The organism is Amycolatopsis orientalis DSM 43388, from assembly GCF_000411975.1.
GTDB classification, from domain to species: domain Bacteria; phylum Actinomycetota; class Actinomycetes; order Mycobacteriales; family Pseudonocardiaceae; genus Amycolatopsis; species Amycolatopsis orientalis_D.
In genome coordinates this window covers 23,496-41,940 of record NZ_ASXG01000180.1, presented here as the reverse complement: position 1 = coordinate 41,940, position 18,445 = coordinate 23,496, and the positions used below count along the sequence as shown (strand labels likewise).

Annotated in this window: 14 protein-coding genes; 11 read left to right on the top strand and 3 right to left on the bottom strand. The window is 69.8% G+C overall.

Annotation, left to right across the window (positions count from 1 at the left end; all coding sequences use genetic code 11):
- Positions 1–20: 20 nt before the first annotated feature.
- The 4 genes from L942_RS43460 (at position 21) to L942_RS37055 (ending at position 2,697) form a co-directional block, all read left to right on the top strand.
- A complete protein-coding gene (locus L942_RS43460; RefSeq protein ID WP_081655383.1) occupies positions 21–185 on the top strand; it encodes a DUF4244 domain-containing protein in 165 nt (54 codons plus the stop codon).
- Entirely contained in the window at positions 185–523 is a 339-nt protein-coding gene (locus L942_RS37065; RefSeq protein ID WP_037369225.1) for a TadE family type IV pilus minor pilin, read from the top strand. The genes L942_RS43460 and L942_RS37065 overlap by 1 nt, the downstream gene beginning before the upstream one ends.
- Positions 520–882, top strand: a complete 363-nt coding sequence (locus tag L942_RS37060) for an Rv3654c family TadE-like protein (protein ID WP_037369224.1) — start codon at positions 520–522, stop codon at positions 880–882. The genes L942_RS37065 and L942_RS37060 overlap by 4 nt, the downstream gene beginning before the upstream one ends.
- Positions 883–2,076: 1,194 nt before the next feature.
- Positions 2,077–2,697: a bifunctional DNA primase/polymerase gene (locus L942_RS37055; protein ID WP_037369221.1), complete on the top strand. Its 621-nt coding sequence runs from the start codon at positions 2,077–2,079 to the stop codon at positions 2,695–2,697.
- Between the two features lie 46 nt (positions 2,698–2,743).
- Here the strand turns inward: L942_RS37055 and L942_RS37050 are convergent, their stop codons facing one another.
- Positions 2,744–5,722, bottom strand: coding sequence for a DEAD/DEAH box helicase (locus L942_RS37050; RefSeq protein WP_051166511.1), 2,979 nt, complete (start codon positions 5,720–5,722; stop codon positions 2,744–2,746).
- 276 nt (positions 5,723–5,998) lie between these two features.
- Here L942_RS37050 and L942_RS37045 point away from each other — a divergent pair, with 276 nt between their 5' ends.
- The gene (locus L942_RS37045; RefSeq protein WP_037369219.1) at positions 5,999–8,284 is read left to right on the top strand and encodes a sodium-translocating pyrophosphatase; all 2,286 of its coding nucleotides are present in this window, start codon (positions 5,999–6,001) and stop codon (positions 8,282–8,284) included.
- A gap of 135 nt (positions 8,285–8,419) precedes the next feature.
- Positions 8,420–9,007 (top strand): hypothetical protein, encoded by a 588-nt coding sequence (locus tag L942_RS37040; RefSeq protein WP_037369217.1) that lies wholly within the window; start codon positions 8,420–8,422, stop codon positions 9,005–9,007.
- Here the strand turns inward: L942_RS37040 and L942_RS37035 are convergent.
- A complete protein-coding gene (locus L942_RS37035; RefSeq protein ID WP_037369215.1) occupies positions 8,974–9,741 on the bottom strand; it encodes a nucleotidyltransferase domain-containing protein in 768 nt (255 codons plus the stop codon). The two genes, L942_RS37040 and L942_RS37035, sit on opposite strands and share 34 nt — an antisense overlap.
- A gap of 115 nt (positions 9,742–9,856) precedes the next feature.
- On the opposite strand from L942_RS37035, the gene L942_RS37030 reads away from it, so the two are divergent.
- A complete protein-coding gene (locus L942_RS37030; protein WP_037369299.1) occupies positions 9,857–10,558 on the top strand; it encodes a hypothetical protein in 702 nt (233 codons plus the stop codon).
- 65 nt (positions 10,559–10,623) lie between these two features.
- Here the strand turns inward: L942_RS37030 and L942_RS37025 are convergent, their stop codons facing one another.
- On the bottom strand, positions 10,624–11,439 hold the full coding sequence (locus L942_RS37025) for a S1 family peptidase (protein ID WP_037369213.1): 816 nt from the start codon (positions 11,437–11,439) through the stop codon (positions 10,624–10,626).
- 306 nt (positions 11,440–11,745) lie between these two features.
- On the opposite strand from L942_RS37025, the gene topA reads away from it, so the two are divergent.
- The 4 genes from topA (at position 11,746) to L942_RS37005 (ending at position 18,317) form a co-directional block, all read left to right on the top strand.
- On the top strand, positions 11,746–14,622 hold the full coding sequence (gene topA / locus L942_RS37020) for a type I DNA topoisomerase (RefSeq protein WP_200863045.1): 2,877 nt from the start codon (positions 11,746–11,748) through the stop codon (positions 14,620–14,622).
- A 68-nt stretch (positions 14,623–14,690) separates the two neighbouring features.
- A complete protein-coding gene (locus L942_RS37015) occupies positions 14,691–15,839 on the top strand; it encodes an MFS transporter (RefSeq protein WP_037369210.1) in 1,149 nt (382 codons plus the stop codon).
- Between the two features lie 63 nt (positions 15,840–15,902).
- Positions 15,903–16,754 (top strand): ESX secretion-associated protein EspG, encoded by an 852-nt coding sequence (locus tag L942_RS37010; protein WP_037369208.1) that lies wholly within the window; start codon positions 15,903–15,905, stop codon positions 16,752–16,754.
- 1,041 nt (positions 16,755–17,795) lie between these two features.
- A complete protein-coding gene (locus L942_RS37005; RefSeq protein WP_235079618.1) occupies positions 17,796–18,317 on the top strand; it encodes a hypothetical protein in 522 nt (173 codons plus the stop codon).
- Positions 18,318–18,445 lie beyond the last annotated feature (128 nt).

Below are 18,445 nucleotides of genomic sequence, written 5' to 3'. Positions count from 1 at the left end.
GACAGAAAGGAAGATCGACCATGCGGTTCTTGCCCGGAGACGAGGGCACCACCACCGCCGAATACGCCATCGGCACCGTAGCCGCGGCCGCGTTCGCCGTGGCGCTCTACGTGCTGCTCAGCGGAGATTCGGTCTCCGCAACGCTGGCCGGCTTGGTGCAAAAAGCCCTGACGGTGGCCACCTGATGACCAGCCGTCGCCGGGACGGGGGATTCGTGACGGTAGAAGCCGCCCTGTGCTTGGGCGCGCTGACCGCCGTGCTGGCGCTCCTGCTCGCCGGCACCAGCGCGATCGCCGGACACCTCCGATGCCTGGACGCCGCCCGCGAGGCCGCCCGTCTCGCCGCGGCCGGACAGCCCGGAGCCGCCGATGCAGTGGTCCAAACCATTGCCCCGCACGGTGCCCACCTCACCATCCACCGCACCGGCGACGGCCTCACCGCCGAAGTGACCACCGAAGCCCTGTCCGTACTGCATCTGAGCGCAACCGCTTACGCCATCGTCGAACCGGGCCCAACCCCATGAGCCGAAAAGAGCCAGCCGATGCCGGCGTAGCCACGATCTGGACCGCCTTAGCCGCGACGACGCTGATCGGCCTAACAGTCCTGGTGTGGTGGCTAGCCGCGGCCATCACTGCCCGCCACCGCACCGAAGCCGCTGCCGACCTGGGTGCACTGGCCGCAGCAGCCCACGCCGCCGCCGGACCGACCATCGCCTGCGCCCGAGCCAAGGAGGTCGCCGACCACGAACACACACTGCTGACCAGCTGCCGCTGGCACAACCGCGACGCTTTCATCGAAGTGCGCGCCGCCACCACCCCAATCCCCGGCCTGCCACCCCCAACCGCAAAAGCCCGCGCCGGTCCGGTCGACCTGCCTCCCTAACCGGAGCTGCCCCAGACGGCCGCGCACACCGGCGCTGCCCGACCGCAGTGTCGAAGGGCGGCACTGTCTCGCCCCGGCGGGCTCCGCGACTAGCCGCCAGCCCTGACGCTGGTTCAACGGCTCCGCTCGGCGCAGCGCTGTCCCGAGCGAGTCGCCGTACTCGGCACCGATATTGGCCAGGTATCCGCGTCGAGGGTCGGCGCTACCTCGACCGAGTCGCCGCGTTCCGTGACTGGCTGCCTGCGTAAACACCGATGCTGGCCAGGATCCGGTTTCAAAATCCGTGCTGCCTATGCCGGGGTGCGGGCTCCGCTGCTAGTCCTGCGCTGCACTGGTTTTGGTCGAGCAGCAGTCTTCGGAGTCGGTGCTGCCGTGGCCAGGTCGCCGGGCCGCGCCGCTGGTCCGGTGCTGCACCGGTCGTGGCCCAGCAGCAGTCACGAGAGTCGGTGCTGCCGTGGCCGGGTCGCCAGGCGCAGCGACTTGGGCGTTGGTTCCTCGGACGGATGCGAGGCACGTCGGCGTGCCGGGCGACCGGCCAGGCTGCCCCGCTCGGGCACGGTGCGACTCCCGCTAGCCGGAGCTGCGCCCGCTGCGGTCGGCCGCAGCAGCCCGCTGTACGGCCGCGGAGGCAGAGACCAGCCTGCTCGGCCAAGACTGCCCCGCCCGCTCGCCCCAACCGTAGGGAGTTGCAACCTGCCAACCGCCCCGTACACCCCTCCCGTTCGTCATCGCGCACCGTGCTCGACGGCGTTCCGGCGGCCCGCCGGAACCGCTCGTCGGGCGGCGAGCCGGACCGGTGATCAGTCGCCGGAAACCCCGGCCCGTTCGGACCTTTCCGGCGTCGGCGACGAGTGGCGAAGGACACGAGCAGCGGTCGCTGGCGCGCGCTGAGCGGTCGAATCCGCAGGTCAGCGGGCTGCGCAGGGGGATACCTCAGGACGGGCGCGAAAAGGCGGGAAAGTGTCGAATCCCGTGGTGGGCCCGTTCTCGCGGGCAGTCCGGCGGGGTCAGCGGCCGGTGATCGGCACCTGGTTATCGGCCGGACAGTGGGCTACGGGGCGTTCATCGCTCGGTAACGGCCGGTTGTCGCGTGGAGTCTTCCCGGCAATGTGCAACTTGCCGTTTAGTGAGACGTGCGCCACCACGGCCCCGACCCGGACGGCGCGAAAACCGGACCTCGAAGGCAGGAAAGCAATGTTGGACGCGAATTGGCCGGACAGCTGGCGGAACGCCTTCCGCATCGAACTGCGTGCGGAGGCGATCGGTCTCGCCTGGCGCGGCTGGCCGGTGCTTCCGGGGGCGACCCCGGAACCGATCACCGCGGAGGGGGACGACCTGACCTGGCGCCGGCCGGTGCCGGTGCGCGACGACTGGCGTGAGCTGGTCGGTTCGCACGCCCACGAGGTCGCCAGCTGGTTCAGCGACCGCACGCACAGCCTGCTCGTGGCGACCGGCACCGTGCTCGACGCGGTCGAGGTGGACCAGGAACTGGGCAAGCGCGCCGCGCGGCTGCTGCGTTCCGTCGGGCACCCGGCCCCGATCGCCGCGATGCCGAACGGCCGGTGGCTGTTCCTCACCTCGCCCTCCGCCCACCTGCCCGCCGAACTCGCCGAGCGGATTTCCGTGCAGTGGCACGGCAAGGACAGCTACATCCCGCTGCCGCCGTCGCCGTTCCAGCACGGGGTCGTGCACTGGCGCGTGAAGCCGGAGGTGTGCGGCTGGCAGTTGCCGCCCGCCGCCGAGGTGCAGGACGTGCTGGTCCGCGCCCTCGCCGACGAGCACACCCCGATGCTGGTCGAGAGCACCGCCGCCTGATCCGGTCCCATCCCGGCAGGCAGCCCGCGACAACCGAAGAAAGTTTTCACGTTCCACCGTGGCCGCACTGTTCCCCGTGCTGACGCAACGCCCCGAGCACGGCCCCCAGTACGGCCACCGCCCCCGCCTTGTCCAGCGGATCGTTGCCGTTCCCGCACTTCGGCGACTGGACGCAGGACGGGCAGCCGGTCGGGCACTCGCAGGAGACGATCGCCTCCCGCGTAGCGGCCAGCCACGGGACAATCGCGGCATAACCGCGGTCGGCAAAACCCGCACCCCCGGGATGCCCATCGTGCACGAACACCGTCGCCTCCCCGGTGTCCTCGTGCCACGCGGTAGACACCCCGCCGATGTCCCAGCGGTCGCACGTAGCGAACAGCGGTAGCAGGCCGATCGCCGCGTGCTCGGCGGCATGCAGGGCACCGGGGACGCGCGCCGGAATCAACCCGGCGCCCCCCGGTGCCCTGCCAGCACCCCCGGTCCCCACCGGTCCCACCGCACCACCGATCCCGGGCCTCCGCCCAGCCGCCGGATCACCCGAAACTTCGCCGGTTCCCCCGACAACCGACGAGGCACCCCCGGTCCCCACCGGTTCACCAGCCGCGCGATCGGCCGCTGACTCCGCAGTGGCCAATCGCGTTCCCCCGGCGGCTTGGGACATGTTCCCAGCCGCCGGGAGCCCAGTTGCCCGGTTCGTTGGTGACTGGGCAGCGGCCCCGATTCCCCCGGCAACAGACGAAGCGCCTTCGCTTCTCGCCGGTTCGCCAGTCGCGCGATCGGCCGCTGACCGCGCGGCGGCTCCTTCGGTTCCCCCGGGGGCTGACGATGCATTCCGAGCGCTCGCCGGTTGTCCAGCTACACGGTCGGCCGCTGGCTCCGGGGCAGCCCTTTCGGTTCTCCCAGCGGCGGGAGACGCATCCGCAGGCCCCGCCGGTTCGCCAACCATCCAATCCGTAGCCGATCCGCCGAGGTTCCCGGTGGGCGACGTGTTCCCGGCCAGTTCGCCATCCGGCTCGGCGATCGTCGGCCCGACCCCGCCACCGCTCCCAGTCACCGACCCTCGGGCCGCCGAACCCCGGCCAACCCCGGCCGGAGACTCCAGCAGCTCACCCGAAATCGTGTACCACACCGCTCTCGTGCGGAGGCTCTGTTCCGGCAGGTCGAGCGGCGTATGGTCCAGCACCTCACCCGACGGCCGCCGCCGGAGGTACCCCACTACCTGTGACGTCACCGCGACCTCGCCCAGGCATACGGTCACCCCGCCGTGGCGGCATTGTTCTTCCGTCGACAGCACCGAGATGTCCACGATCTCGCGCGGCGAAGTCGTCCAGTCCGGATCCTCCGCGTGCACCAACGCCAGACCCGTCTCCAGGTCCAGCTCGTCGACGACATACGACGACCCCTGGTGCAAATACACCGCGCCGGGATGGACGGAGTAGCACGCCGAGCCCGGGTCGACGGTGCCCAGCATTCGGCCCGAGTCCGCTTCGACCACTGCGATTTGGTCGCCGCCTGAGCCGCGGATGCCGACTTCCCCGTGTGGCCGGTCGCGCGAAGTCCAGTACCAGCCGCTGGAACGGCGGCGCAGCAGCTTCTCCTCGGCCAGGTCCGCCAGCACCGCGCGGGCCGCTTCGCCGCCGAAGGTTTCCAGCTCCGGTTCGGTGAGCGGCAACTCCGCGACGGCGCACGCGAGCTGCGGACCCAGCACATAAGGGTTCGTCGGGTCCAGCACCGCCGTTTCCACCGGGCGTTCCAGCAGTGCGGCCGGGTGGTGCACCAGGTAGGTGTCGAGCGGATCGTCTCGGGCGACGAACACCACCAGCGCCTCGTCGCCCGACCGGCCGGCGCGGCCGGATTGCTGCCAGAACGACGCGAGGGTGCCGGGATAGCCAGCCAGCACCACGGCGTCCAGGCCGGCGATGTCGACGCCCAGCTCCAAGGCATTGGTGGTCGCGACACCCAGCAGCCGACCCGAAAGCAGAGCCTGCTCCAGGGCGCGGCGCTCCTCCGGGAGATAGCCGGATCGGTACGCGGCAACGGTATCCGCCAGTCGAGGGTCCACTTCGGACAGAAGTCGGCGGGCACCCAGCGCGGTCAGTTCGGCACCGCGGCGGGAGCGGACGAAAGCCAGCGTCCGAGCGCCTTCGACGACCAGTTCGGTGAGAATTCGCGCTGTCTCGACCCCAGCCGGACGGCGGACGGGCGCGCCGTTCTCCCCGGTCAGTTCATCGAGCAGCGGCGGTTCCCACAGCGCGACCGTGCGCGCCCCGCGCGGCGAAGCGTCATCGGTGATCGCAACGCACTCCACGCCGGTGAGCCGCGAAGCGAAGGACGCGGGCGAAGCGGTGGTCGCCGAAGCCAGCACGAACACCGGTGAAGCGCCGTAGTGCTCCGCCACCCGGCGCAGCCGACGCAGCAACAACGCGACGTGCGAGCCGAACACGCCGCGATAGCTGTGGCATTCGTCGACCACGACGTACCGCAACCGGCGGAAGAACTGTGTCCATCGGGAGTGCGCCGAAAGGATGCCGCGATGGAGCATGTCGGGATTGCTGAACACCCAGTTCGCGTGCGCGCGCACCCAGTCGCGCTCTGTCATCGGGGTGTCGCCGTCGAACGCCGCCGCACGCACGCCCGCGACGTCCAAAGAGGACACCGCGCGCAGCTGGTCGGCGCCGAGCGCCTTCGTCGGCGAGAGGTACAGCGCGGTGGCCCGCGTGTCCGTGGCGAGCGCGCTGAGCACCGGCAGCTGATACGCCAGCGACTTCCCCGACGCGGTGCCGGTGGACACCACGACGTGCGTGCCCGCCTGAGCCAGCGAAGCCGCCTCGACCTGGTGCCGCCACGGTTTTTCCACTCCGGCCGCGCGGAACGCGGCCACCACCGACGGCTCCGCCCACTCCGGCCACGGCTCGTACCGGGCCGCGCGCTCGGGCAGCCGCGACACGTGCGTCACCGGATTCTCGTGCGCCGGGATCCCCGCCGTGACCCGGTCCAGCAGCCTCCGTCCTCGCTCTCCCACCACGTGCCGAAGCTTCGCACAGGGCACCGACAAAACCGGGCCGAGATCGATCCAGTGACCAATCACACAAGGTCACCGAACGTACTCTCACCGGGACGCATTGCGGACGGGCGGATCACTACCAATACACTCCCCCGATCCACACCCACTGTGGCGAGAGTCATGTGAGACGTGCATTGCTCGCACGGCTAGCGTGTCCTTCGGCACAGATCCCCGCCAGTGCAGGCGCGCCGGGTACGACGGGCCCGCGCTGGCCAGACGGCGTTCCCAGGAGGACGAATGTCCCGGCAGTTCCTCGCGGAGGGCGGCATCACGCTCTCCGGGGGTGGCTACACCATTGTCGGTGTGGTCGCCGTGGTCGCCCTTGTCGCACTGGCCATCGGCTACGTCCTGCTCAAGGAGGTGCTGGCCGCGGGCCAGGGCACCGCCAAGATGCAGGACATCGCGAAGGCAGTGCAAGAAGGTGCGGCCGCATACCTGAAGCGGCAGCGCAACACCCTCGGCATCTTCGGCGTGATCGTGTTCCTGCTCCTGTTCGCGCTCCCCGCGGACGACTGGAACGAGAGGATCGGCCGGTCGATCTTCTTCCTCATCGGGGCGGCGTTCTCGTTCACCATCGGCTACCTCGGCATGTGGCTGGCCACGCAGGCGAACCTGCGCGTGGCCGCCGCGTCGCGCGAAGACGGCGGGCGCGAGAAGGCGATGCGCGTGGCGTTCCGCACCGGCGGCGTGGTCGGCATGATCACCGTCGGGCTCGGCCTCCTCGGCGCCGCGATCGTGGTGCTCGTCTACACCGGCCAGGCACCGAAGGTGTTGGAGGGCTTCGGTTTCGGCGCGGCTCTGATCGCCATGTTCATGCGGGTCGGCGGCGGTATCTTCACGAAGGCCGCCGACGTCGGCGCCGACCTGGTCGGCAAGGTCGAGCAGGGCATCCCGGAGGACGACCCCCGCAACGCCGCGACGATCGCGGACAACGTCGGCGACAACGTGGGCGACTGCGCGGGCATGGCCGCGGACCTCTTCGAGTCCTACGCGGTGATGCTCGTCGCCGCGCTGATCCTCGGCAGCTCCGCGTTCGGCGCGTCCGGCCTGATCTTCCCGCTGATCGTGCCGGCCATCGGCGTGATCACCGCGGTGATCGGCGTCTACATCACCAAGGCGCGTGCGGGCGAGGGCGGCCTGGTCACGATCAACCGCTCGTTCTACATCTCCGCGGTCATCTCCGCGGTGCTGTCGGCGATCGCCGCGTTCGTGTACCTGCCGGGCAGCTTCGCCGAATTCGGCGAGGGCTACGCGCACAACACCGGCAACCCGGCGGTGATCGCCACCGTCTCGGTGATCATCGGCATCGTGCTCGCCGCGCTGATCCTGCGCATCACCGGCTACTACACCGGCACCGAGCACAAGCCGGTGCAGGACGTCGGCAAGACGTCGGAAACCGGTGCGGCGACGGTGATCCTGTCCGGCATCTCGGTCGGGTTCGAGTCCGCCGTGTACACCGCGCTGGTGATCGGCGCGGCCGTGTTCGGCGCTTACCTGCTCGGCGGCGGCGTCGCGCTGTTCGCGGTGGCGCTGGCCGGCACCGGCCTGCTGACCACCGTCGGCGTCATCGTGGCGATGGACACGTTCGGCCCCGTCTCGGACAACGCGCAGGGCATCGCCGAGATGTCCGGCGACGTCGACGAGAAGGCCGCGCAGATCCTCACCGAACTGGACGCGGTCGGCAACACCACCAAGGCCATCACCAAGGGCATCGCGATCGCCACCGCGGTGCTGGCGGCGACGGCGCTGTTCGGGTCCTATTCGGACGCGATCGCGAAGACCGTCGCCGAACGCGGCGAGGGCGCGGTCAGCGCGGTGACCTCGTTCGTCAACCAGGTGGTCAGCCCGAACACGCTGGTCGGCGTGATCGTCGGCGCGGCGGTGGTGTTCCTCTTCTCCGGTCTCGCGGTCAACGCGGTTTCACGCGCCGCCGGCGCGGTGGTGTACGAGGTGCGCCGCCAGTTCCGCGACATCCCCGGGATCATGGAGGGCACCACGCGGCCCGAGTACGGCAAGGTCGTCGACATCGTCACCCGCGATTCGCTGCGGGAGCTGGCGACGCCGGGTCTGCTGGCCGTTTTCGCGCCGATCGCGGTCGGGTTCGGTCTCGGCACCGGTGCGCTCGCCGGGTACCTGGCCGGCGCGATCGCGACCGGCACGCTGATGGCGATCTTCCTCGCCAACTCCGGTGGCGCCTGGGACAACGCCAAGAAGCTCGTCGAGGACGGCAACCACGGCGGCAAGGGTTCCGACGCGCACGAGGCGACGATCATCGGCGACACCGTCGGCGACCCGTTCAAGGACACCGCCGGTCCCGCGATCAACCCGCTGATCAAGGTCATGAACCTGGTCTCGGTGCTGATCGCGCCCGCGGTGGTCACGCTGACGCTCGGCGGCGGCGCGGACACGACGTGGCGGATCGTGATCGCGGTGGTCGCGGTCGCGGTGATCGTCGCGGCTATCGTGACGTCCAAGCGGCGCGGCAGCGTCATGTCGGAGACTCCGGCGGAGGCGAAAGCCTGACGCATTGCTCCATTCGGGCCCGGTACGCCTCGCGTACCGGGCCCGTTCGCGTCCGCGACCCGGGGCGAGTTGCGGACTACTGGCGGGTCGGTACCGTGCGGAGGGCAGGAGTTTCGACGGACAGGAGTGGTGCGAGTGCGGCCGCGGTGGACCGGTTTAGCCGCGCTGGCAACAGGAATCGGACTGGGGCTCACTGGCTGCGGGCAACCGCCGCCGCCGCATGAGCAGGTCGTTTCCGGCGGGCACGCGGAGGCGGCGGGCCAAGCCGATCCGGCCGCGAAATGGGCCGACGGATACTGCGGGGCGGTCACGCATCTGGTTCGGGCGCTGGCGAATCTGCCCTCGATCGACCCGAGTTCGTCCGCGCAGGCCACCCGCACTTCGAGCGAGCTTCTGGCCTCGGTTTCTCGCGGCATCGACCAGACCGTTTCCGGACTGCACCGGGTCGGTCCCGCGCCGCTGCCCGGCGGCGAACCGGCGCGCACGGCTTTGCTCGGCCAGTTCACTTCGGTGCGGCACCAAGCCGACGAGGTGCGCGGCAAGCTTGACGCGGCCAGCACTCCCGACCAGGTGAAGGCAGCGCTGGACGACGCCAAATCGGCGATCGACCAGATTTCCCGGCTCGACGTCCTCAAAGGCTTGGACGCGACGCCAGCCCTGTCCGCGGCGGGCAAGCGCGCGGCGGGCTGTCAGCAGTTGGTGGTTCCGCCCGCGCCACGCTGATCGGGAGCGAGCGCACGCCGAAGGGCGCCGGCCCGCTCCGCGTCATGGTGCGCGACGGCGGCCAGGTAATGCTGAAGCAGCGACTGCCGAGAGCGTTCGAGTTCGGCCAAGCCGACCGACGCCGCCCGGCTGTCTCGCAACCTCTCCAGCACCGGCTCCGGCAGTCGGTCGACTCCGCGTCCGTGCCGAGGATTCAAGCGGTGCCGCAAGCATTCCAGCGTGATGATCTGGTTGCGAAGATCGTCGAGCATCAAAACGGCTTGCCACGTTCGCCCGCGAGCGATCGCTGAGCGGGCGTGCAACGCGTACAGCCACGCCATGCCGATCACGTGCTCGCTGCCTGGTTCCGGCGCGCTGACCGGCTCGTTGGCCTGGCCGAAAACGAGCCGAAAGCCGTTTTCCGTGGCGCGGAACGAATCATGAGGCCAGAACGACAAGTCGACCTGAAGCGAAGAGTCAAGGAGGAAGACTCGGTAGCGAACGCCCTCGCGCGAGGTCACGTCGACGGTGTCGGCGACTCCGTAGCGATCGTCGAGCGAGCGAGTCCAGCGTGCGACGACCGCGGGCTCGTCCGCCTCGGGCGCGAGCTGGAGGACCAGGTCGATGTCCGACCAGCGGTCCTCGGCATCGCGGGCGGCCGATCCGACCAGTGCGGCTCCCGTGATGTCGACGTCCTGGCGGGCGGCGGCGATCAGCTCGTCCCGGATCCGGACGCGTTCGGCGACCTCGAACATTCTCGCTCCCCAATGTCGGCACTGCCGGTATAACTATACCGATAACGCTGGGTGTCCGGGAAAAATCTCGCCGTCACGCTCGCTCTCGATCGAACTTGTGTTCTATCATCGCGGCGTGGATCGGACGATCTCGCTGTTCTCGGCGGAGGCGACCGGCCCGGGGCTGCCCGACCTGGCCGGGCTGTTGTGCTGCCAAGGGCAGATCACCGGGTTCGGCCGCACGGCGGCGCGGCTGTCGGTGCTGGTCGAGGAGTCGTGGCGGGCTCGGGTGCTGGCGCGCGAATGCCGCAGCCGGGGCGCGGACGCGCAGGTCACGGTGGCCGAATGCGGCAGCCCGCAGGTGCGCACGTCGTTCCGGGTCGATCTGCTCGGACTCGCCGAACAGTGGCTCCGGCCGGGACACACCGGTCCCTCGGAAGACGATTCGGGCAAGGCGGTGCCCGGCGGTTTCCGGCTGAGCGGCGCGATGCTGCGGATGTGGGCGCTGGCCGCCGGTCGTCCCGAACCGGGCGGCTACCTGCTGGGGGTCGATCCGCTGGCCCCGGGGATGCACGAGGAGCTGCTGGACGTGCTGGCGCCGTTGGGCGTCCAGGCGCGGTTGCTCGGGCCGAAGGCGGAGCGGCCCGCGGTGCGGGTCAGCGGACGGCGGAAGCTGGCCGGTCTGCTCGAGCTGATCGGCGAACCGCCGGCCGGGGCGGAGTCGGCATGGCCGGAGCTGCCGCCAGCCGGGGAACGGCGCGAACGGACGCCAGGAGAGCCGCGGCGCAGCCCCGCCGCGGAGAGTCCTACACAGTATTTACTGGAGGCTGTGGGCTAGCCGGGGCAGAAGAAAGGTCCCCCGCCGCTCAGCGGAGCGACGAGGGACCTTTCCGGGAACCCGCGTTACGGTTTCGGCAGCGTGCAGCCCTGCTGGTTGAGGTCGATCTCGTTGGCCGGGGTCAGGCAGGCCGGGATTCCGTAGGTTTCCTCGCCGTACTTGTAGTTCGGCCGCACGGTCACGTTGCCGGCTTCGTCGACCTCGCACGGGTTGTTCAGCGTGCAGCGCTCGCCGTTGTCGTTCGACGTGTTGTTCACGCCGATGACCTTGCCGGTGTTGCGGTCGACGACCGGCGAACCGGAGGTGCCGCCGATGGTCTCGCAACCCGGCACGTAGCGGATCGAGTCCTTCCAGACCCAGTTGTTCTCGTGCAGTTCGTGCACGAACCCGTCGATCGAGCAGGAGTAGATCTGCTTCCAGTACCCGGACACCACGTCGATCGGCGTGCCCGCCCGCGGGTGCGTGTTCACCAGTTCGAGCGGCGGGACCTGGTACTTCTGCTGGATGTCGGCGTAGGTGTCGCTCAGCTGGTACAGCGAGATGTCGGTGTCGGTCATCGTCGCGTAGACGACCTTGGTCGCGGTCACGGTGCCCACCGAGCTCTGCCCGTCCGGCGACAGCAGGTCGAACGAGCGGTTCGAGGGCTGTCCGACGATCACCTGACCCGGTTCGGGCATGCCTTCCTCGAGGCAGTGGCCGTTCGACAGCACCATCGCGGGCGCGTCCATCGGCGTGGCGGCCGGTTTCACGACCGAACCAGAGCAGTTGGACAGCGCCACGGCACCGGTGAACGTGGTGGTCGCCGCGCTTGCCTCGGGGGCGGTGACCAGCGCGAACGTCGCCGTGACGGCGATCGCGGCGCCAACCAGTCGGCGGATCATGGTGGGTTCCTTTCGGCTGGGGGGAGGAATAAGTGAACCGTCGCCAGACTTGGACCCGCCACCGTCTAACGGAGGGTATCGGCGGCCTGACCGGTTACCCTGCACGGCACGTGTCCGACATCACGTGCTAGGTGTGGAGAAGAAACATCGCCGAGGTCAGCGGCGATCCGACGGGCAGGGGCCCGGCGGCTCGTCAGGGCACCTCGGCGCTGCGCGGACACCGGGGACGTGCACACTGACAGGTCGAGACGCGGGCGCAGCACCCCTCTGGCGCAGAGGGGAGAGCGCCGCTGCGGCGGCGCGGAGATGAGTGGAGAGCAGGGCAGCGTGGCAGGAACACGGACCAAGAAGAGCGGCACCGGGAGCAACGGTGCCGATCGACGGCGGCTGGTGATCGTCGAGTCGCCAACCAAGGCCCGCAAGATCGCCCCCTACCTCGGCGGCAACTACGTCGTCGAGTCCTCCGTCGGGCACATCCGGGACCTGCCCCGCGGCGCCGCCGACGTCCCCGCGCAGTACAAGGGCGAGTCGTGGGCCCGCCTCGGCGTCGACATCGACAACGACTTCAAACCGCTCTACATCGTCACCCCGGACAAGAAGTCCAAGGTCACCGAGCTGAAGGGGCTGCTGAAGGACGTCGACGAGCTCTACCTCGCGACAGACCCCGACCGCGAGGGCGAGGCCATCGCCTGGCACCTGCTGGAGACCCTGAAGCCCAAGGTCCCGGTGCGCCGGATGGTCTTCCACGAGGTCACCGAGCAGGCCATCCAGGCCGCCGCCGCGGCCACCCGCGAGCTGGACGCCGACCTCGTCGACGCGCAGGAAACCCGCCGCATCCTCGACCGGCTTTACGGCTACGAGGTCTCGCCGGTGCTGTGGAAGAAGGTCATGCCGAAGCTCTCGGCGGGCCGGGTGCAGTCCGTGGCGACGCGGATCGTCGTGGAGCGCGAGCGTGAGCGGATGCGCTTCACCTCGGCGTCGTACTGGGACATCTCGGCGACCATGGACGCCGGCGCCGACGCTTCGCCGCGTACGTTCCCCGCGCGCCTCGTCGCGGTCGACGGCTCGCGCCTGGCGACGGGTCGCGACTTCGACTCCGACGGGCGGCTCAAGGGCAACGCGGCGGACATCCGCGTGCTCGGCGAGTCCGACGCGCGGGCGCTGGCCCAGGCGTTGAGCGAGCGCGACTTCAAGGTCGCGCGCGTCGAGGAGAAGCCGTACACGCGCAAGCCGTACGCGCCGTTCATGACGTCGACGCTGCAGCAGGAGGCGGGTCGCAAGCTGCGCTTCACCTCGGAGCGCACGATGCGGATCGCGCAGAAGCTGTACGAGAACGGTTACATCACTTATATGCGTACCGACTCCACGACGCTGTCGGAGTCGGCGATCACCGCCGCGCGCAACCAGGCGACGCAGCTGTACGGCAAGGAGTACGTCTCGCCGTCGCCGCGCCAGTACACGCGCAAGGTGAAGAACGCGCAGGAAGCGCACGAGGCGATCCGGCCGTCGGGCGAGGTCTTCCGTACGCCGGGGCAGGTCGCGAACGAGCTGGACACCGACGAGTTCCGGCTTTACGAGATGATCTGGCAGCGCACCATCGCGTCGCAGATGGCGGACGCGAAGGGCACCACGATGTCGGTGCGCATCATCGGCACCGCCGCCACCGGCGAGGAGTGCACCTTCGCCGCTTCGGGGCGGACGATCACCTTCGCCGGCTTCTTGAAGGCGTACGTCGAGGCCGTCGACACCGAGGCCGGCGGCGAGGCCGACGACAAGCAGAGCCGGCTTCCGGTGCTGGTCAAGGACCAGGGCCTGACCGCGCCCGAGCTGTCCGCGGACGGCCACTCCACGTCGCCGCCGGCGCGGTACTCCGAGCCGAGCCTGGTCAGCAAGCTGGAAGAGCTGGGCATCGGCCGCCCGTCGACGTACGCGTCGATCATCAAGACCATCCAGGACCGCGGCTACGTGTGGAAGAAGGGCTCCGCGCTGGTGCCCTCGTGGGTCGCGTTCGCCGTGGTCGGGCTGATGGAACGGCACTTCGAGCGGCTGGTGGACTACAACTTCACCGCCGGTCTCGAGGACGAGCTGGACCGCATCGCCAACGGCGACGAGCACCGCGTCGAATGGCTGTCGAAGTTCTACTTCGGCGGCGACTTCGGCGTCGAGGGCTCGGTGGGCCGTCTCGGCGGGCTGAAGAAGCTGGTCGACGGCAGTGTCGAGGGCATCGACGCGCGCGAGATCAACTCGATCCCGATGTTCAGCGACGCCGAAGGGCACCAGGTCGTGGTGCGCGTCGGCCGCTACGGGCCGTACCTGGAGCGCGAGGTCAACGGCGAGTCGCAGCGCGCGAATCTGCCCGAGGACCTGCCGCCGGACGAGCTGACGCCGGAGATCGCGGAGAAGCTGTTCGCGACGCCGCAGGAAGGCCGGGTGCTGGGCACCGACCCGGTGAGCGGGCACGAGATCGTGGCGAAGGAAGGCCGCTTCGGCCCGTACGTCACCGAGCTGCTGCCGGAGCCGGAGCTGCCCGAGGACGCCACTGCGGCGCAGAAGAAGGCCGCGAAGGCGAAGATGCCGAAGCCGCGTACGGGCTCGCTGTTCAAGTCGATGTCGATCGAGACGATCACGCTCGACGACGCGCTGAAGCTGCTTTCGCTGCCGCGGGTCGTGGGCAAGGACCCGGAGTCCGGCGACGAGATCACCGCGCAGAACGGGCGCTACGGGCCGTACCTGAAGAAGGGCACGGACTCGCGGTCGATCCAGACCGAGGAGCAGCTGTTCACGATCACGCTGGAAGAGGCGCTGAAGATCTATTCGGAGCCGAAGCAGCGCGGCCGGTCGGCCACCGCGCGTCCGCCGCTGAAGGAACTCGGCGACGACCCGGTGTCGGGCAAGCCGATGGTGGTCAAGGACGGCCGCTTCGGCCCGTACGTGACCGACGGCGAGTACAACGCGACGCTGCGGAAGTCCGACAGCATCGAGGAACTCACCGCGGAGCGCGCGGCTGAGCTGCTGGCGGAGAAGCGCGCGAAGGGCCCGGCTCCGAAGAAGCGCACGACGCGCAAGGCGCCGGCGAAATCCACTGCGGCGAAGTCGACCACGACCAAGTCGACGGCGGCTAAGTCGACTACCGCGAAGAAGGCTCCGGCGAAGCGGAGCAGCACCGCGACGAAGTCGAAGTAGCGAGGATCCGAAGGGCCACCTGGAAAACTCCGGGTGGCCCTTTCTCGTGTCAGGCGTCTGGGGGACGGATGGGGGAGACACAGCGCGCTCGGGCCGCGGTCTCCGTGGTTTTCGCGGTGTGTGGTGCGGCATTCGCTTCGTGGGCGGCTCGAGTGCCTGCGGCGCAAGCGAAACTCGGCATGAGTGCCGGTGAACTCGGGATCGGCTTGTTCGGACTCGCCGCCGGTTCGGTCGTCGCTCTGCTGGCCGCGGGACCACTGATCACGAAAATCGGCAGCCGTCGTGGCGTGCTTTGCGGGGCTGCGGTGTTGTGCGGAGGGTTGCCGCTGGTCGCGTTCGCGCCGGACGTGCCGTTGTTCGTCGCCGCGCTCGTGGTGCTCGGGGTGGGCAACAGTCTGCTGGACGTCTCGATGAACGCGCACGCCGCGCGTGTCGAAGAGGCTTACGGGCGACCGATTTTCGCTGGGTTCCACGCTTTCTGGAACATCGGCGGATTGGCGGGCTCGGGCGTCGCGGCGTTGATGGAGGTCTGGCGTGTGCCGATCGAGGCGCATTTCACCGGTGCTGGGGTGGTGCTGCTGGTGCTCGGGGTCTTCGCTGCGTCGCAGTTTTTGCCCGGGGCCGATCGGGGGCAGGGCGAGGCGGCGTTCGCCTTGCCCAGCAAGGCACTGATCCCGTTGGGTGTGATCGCGTTCTGCGGTTTCGTCGCGGAAGGCACGGTGAACGACTGGAGCGCGGTCTACCTCCGGGAGGTCGCCACGGCGAGCGCGGCCGTCGCGTCGCTGGGTTACTTCGCGTTCTCGATCACGATGATCGCGGTGCGCACCGTGGCGGACCGGGTTGTCGAGCGCGTCGGCGCCGTGTTGTTCATGCGGGTCGCGACCGCCGTGACGGTCGCTGGGTTCCTGTTGGCGGTCGCGGTTCCGGTGCCGGCAGTCGCGGTGGCCGGCTTCGCCGTGGTCGGGCTCGGGGTGTCCGGGATGGTGCCGCTCGCGTGGAGCGCGGCCGGACGCAAGCAGCCGGACGCGCCGGGCCGGGCGATCGCGGCCGTCGCGGCGTGCGGTTACCTCGGGTTCCTCGCCGGGCCGGTGCTGGTCAGCGGCTTGAGCGGGGGAATCGGCCTGCACTGGACGCTGGCCGTGGTCGGCGCGCTCGTGGTTACGGTCGGTTTCCTCGCGCCTGCGATGCGTGTCGAGGAGCGGGCGCCGCGGCGTTGACCGACCGCTTGCCGCACGGATGGGTTCATTCGAACAAAAGTTCGAGAAATTGTCGGTACCAGGGTGTTCAATGACGGGGTGAGCAGTTCAGCACCCGTCGTCTTCGACGTCATCGACGAGGTCATCGGACCGCTGCGGGCCGAGATGCCGCAGCGGCCTTCGGTGATGGAGTTCTACGACCCGCATTTCGAGGTGCCGCCCGTGCTGGCCGAGGAGGAGCCCGCCGGAGCGGCTTCCGGACTGAGCCTCGCCGAGGAGGTCCGGCAGTCGTTCGGGCCCATGCTCGGCGCCGGGCTGGCCGAGGAGGTGGAGCAGTACACGCGATTCGTCGCCGGGATGGCCGCGCTGGGGCTCGCCGCCGACGGCGAGGTGACCGCCGAGGCGGTCGAGCTGTACCGAGTGCTGCGCGGCGGGTTCATCCGCGGAGTGGTCACCGGGGTGTTCCCGGCGAGCGAGGAGCCGTGGGAGGTGCGGTTCTTCGGCGACGAGGACTTCACCACGGTGATGAGCAAACTGGGCCGCCGGGCGCGGCTGCGGTCCGGGATGCTCAGCGCGCTGCCCGGATGGGTGTTCGACGGCCTGCCGGACCGCCCGCCCGGCCCGGGCCCGGCGGTGCGCATCGAAACGGACGACAGCGGCCTGATCCCGCGGGAGGCGTGGGGAGACCTGGACGTGATCCGGCAAGCGGTGGCCCGGCCCCGGCAGGGAACGGTGCTGGTCGACCTGGCGGTCCGGGACGCGGTACTGGCGGAATACCCGCACGGCGCGTTCGGGCTGGTGGACAACGACCAGGGGAGATACCAGTTCCGCGCCGCGCCGAGAGGCCGCGACGGCGGCTGGGTGGTGACGTGGTCTCCGGCGACCCGAGGGACCGCGGAGGCATGGATCGTGGAGGCGGTGCGCAGCCATGCTTGACGCGAAGTGACTGCGGCCGGTCCTGATGGGCTGGGTTCGGTGCCGTCCGGGCGAGCCGCGCTGGCGCCGGTTCGGTTGGTGCGGGACCCGCGACTGGCTGCGGTTGGCAGGGTGGGCCGTGTTGGTCCAGCTTCGATTGGTGCCTGCCGAGGGTTGACTGGGCGGGCTGGGTCTGGCCTGGCTGGGTCGCGCTAGTTGCTTCTCCGCGCGGCCAGTGCCGCTTGGCCGCGCCGGCAGGCTCAGCGGAGCAGTCGGGCCGGTCAACTCAGCGATCGGTGAGTCGATCAAGACCGGTCGGACTGTCGGCCTTGCCGGTTCGGCAGCCAAGCCGCTCTGTCCGCCTGGCCGGACTCGTCAGCCACGGCAGCCCTGCCCGACCTACCGGCTTGGCCGCGGCCGGTCAGCCGTGGGCGGTGTGGTCGAGCTGTCGGGCTCCGCCCGCCGGGCTGCCAAAGCAACCCGGCCCGATCTGCCGCTCTGTCGGCTTGCCAGTCGGGCGAGGCAGCCTGGCTGGCCGGACCCTGCTGATGTATCGGCTTGGCCGCGGCCGGTCAGTCCGGGGTGGTGTCGTTGAGCTGTCGGCGTGGGTTACTGGACAGGCGAGGCGATCCCGCCCGGTCGTCGAGCCATCGTCCCTTGGTCAGCCGCGGCAGCCCGGCCGATCGACCGCCGTCCCCGGCTGCCCTCTGCCTGGCCGCCGGTCCGGCGAGCCAGCCTTGCCCGGCCGGTCCCTGCCGAGCCGCCGGTCAAGCCGATCCGTCACCACGTCAGCCCTGTAACCAGCCTGTCCGGCCCCCTAAAATTCAATCTCGCCCCACCACCCCGGCCCCGTCGAAAACCCGCTACTCAGCGGTCACTGGTCCGGGTGGCGCGCATTCCCAGGCGCGGGCAGTAGTGGTTCTGCGGCCATTGGGTGGATGCGGGAGCCGGTACTCTCGCCGACACTGGACTCGGCGGACATTCCGTAGTGAGGTGGTCACCATGAGCACGAGCGACGGGACTCCGTTTTTTCCCGCCTCCGGGCCGGACCGGGACGGGACGTTGGCCGGCGACGTCGGGGGTGAGCGGTTTTCCGATCCGCTCGCCGGGTTCGAGATGTCGACGAGTCGCGCGCCGCGGCCGTTGCCGACCGCCAAGCCTGTTCAGCATGACCCCGAAGAGGTCAAGCGGATGGTCGAGGCCGCGCTGAAAGAGGAAGCCAAGAAGAAAGAAGTGGTCAAGACGCCGAATCCGATCCCGCCGTCCGAGCGGCCGGATCTGGTTCCGCTCGGGCTGCTGCCTCGGCAGCGGACGTGGCCGACCAAGGCTCCTCAGCTGCTGAAAAAGGTGCCCCGCTCGCGGCCGAAACAGATCACCGAGATCGCCGACGACGACATCGAGGAAGAGCTCGCCGAGCGGCAGAGCCGGCGCGGGCTGCCGTCGATCAGCATGCCCAGTTTCGGCCGTCCCTCCAGCAGCACGGCCGGCGTCGTGCTCGCCGTGCTGTTGCTCATCGTGTTCGGAATTGTCGCGATCGAGTTCATCGCTAGCCTGGTGAGCAGTGTGAAGGGGCTGTTTGGCTGACCCCGGCTGACCTCGGATATCACGGGGCGTGCCCTCCTCCCGTCCGCGGCGGGACTACCCTGGCGGCTACACGGTCGGGGGATCCGCAGGGGTCGCCTGACTCCGCCGTGACAAGTGGGGTGGGCGTA

Coding starts and splice junctions, on each gene's coding strand:
- L942_RS43460 (WP_081655383.1), top strand. CDS start 21: ATGCGGTTCTTGCCCGGAGACGAGGGCACCACCACCGCCGAATACGCC.
- L942_RS37065 (WP_037369225.1), top strand. CDS start 185: ATGACCAGCCGTCGCCGGGACGGGGGATTCGTGACGGTAGAAGCCGCC.
- L942_RS37060 (WP_037369224.1), top strand. CDS start 520: ATGAGCCGAAAAGAGCCAGCCGATGCCGGCGTAGCCACGATCTGGACC.
- L942_RS37055 (WP_037369221.1), top strand. CDS start 2,077: ATGTTGGACGCGAATTGGCCGGACAGCTGGCGGAACGCCTTCCGCATC.
- L942_RS37045 (WP_037369219.1), top strand. CDS start 5,999: ATGTCCCGGCAGTTCCTCGCGGAGGGCGGCATCACGCTCTCCGGGGGT.
- L942_RS37035 (WP_037369215.1), bottom strand. CDS start 9,741: ATGTTCGAGGTCGCCGAACGCGTCCGGATCCGGGACGAGCTGATCGCC.
- L942_RS37025 (WP_037369213.1), bottom strand. CDS start 11,439: ATGATCCGCCGACTGGTTGGCGCCGCGATCGCCGTCACGGCGACGTTC.
- topA (WP_200863045.1), top strand. CDS start 11,746: ATGAGTGGAGAGCAGGGCAGCGTGGCAGGAACACGGACCAAGAAGAGC.
- L942_RS37015 (WP_037369210.1), top strand. CDS start 14,691: ATGGGGGAGACACAGCGCGCTCGGGCCGCGGTCTCCGTGGTTTTCGCG.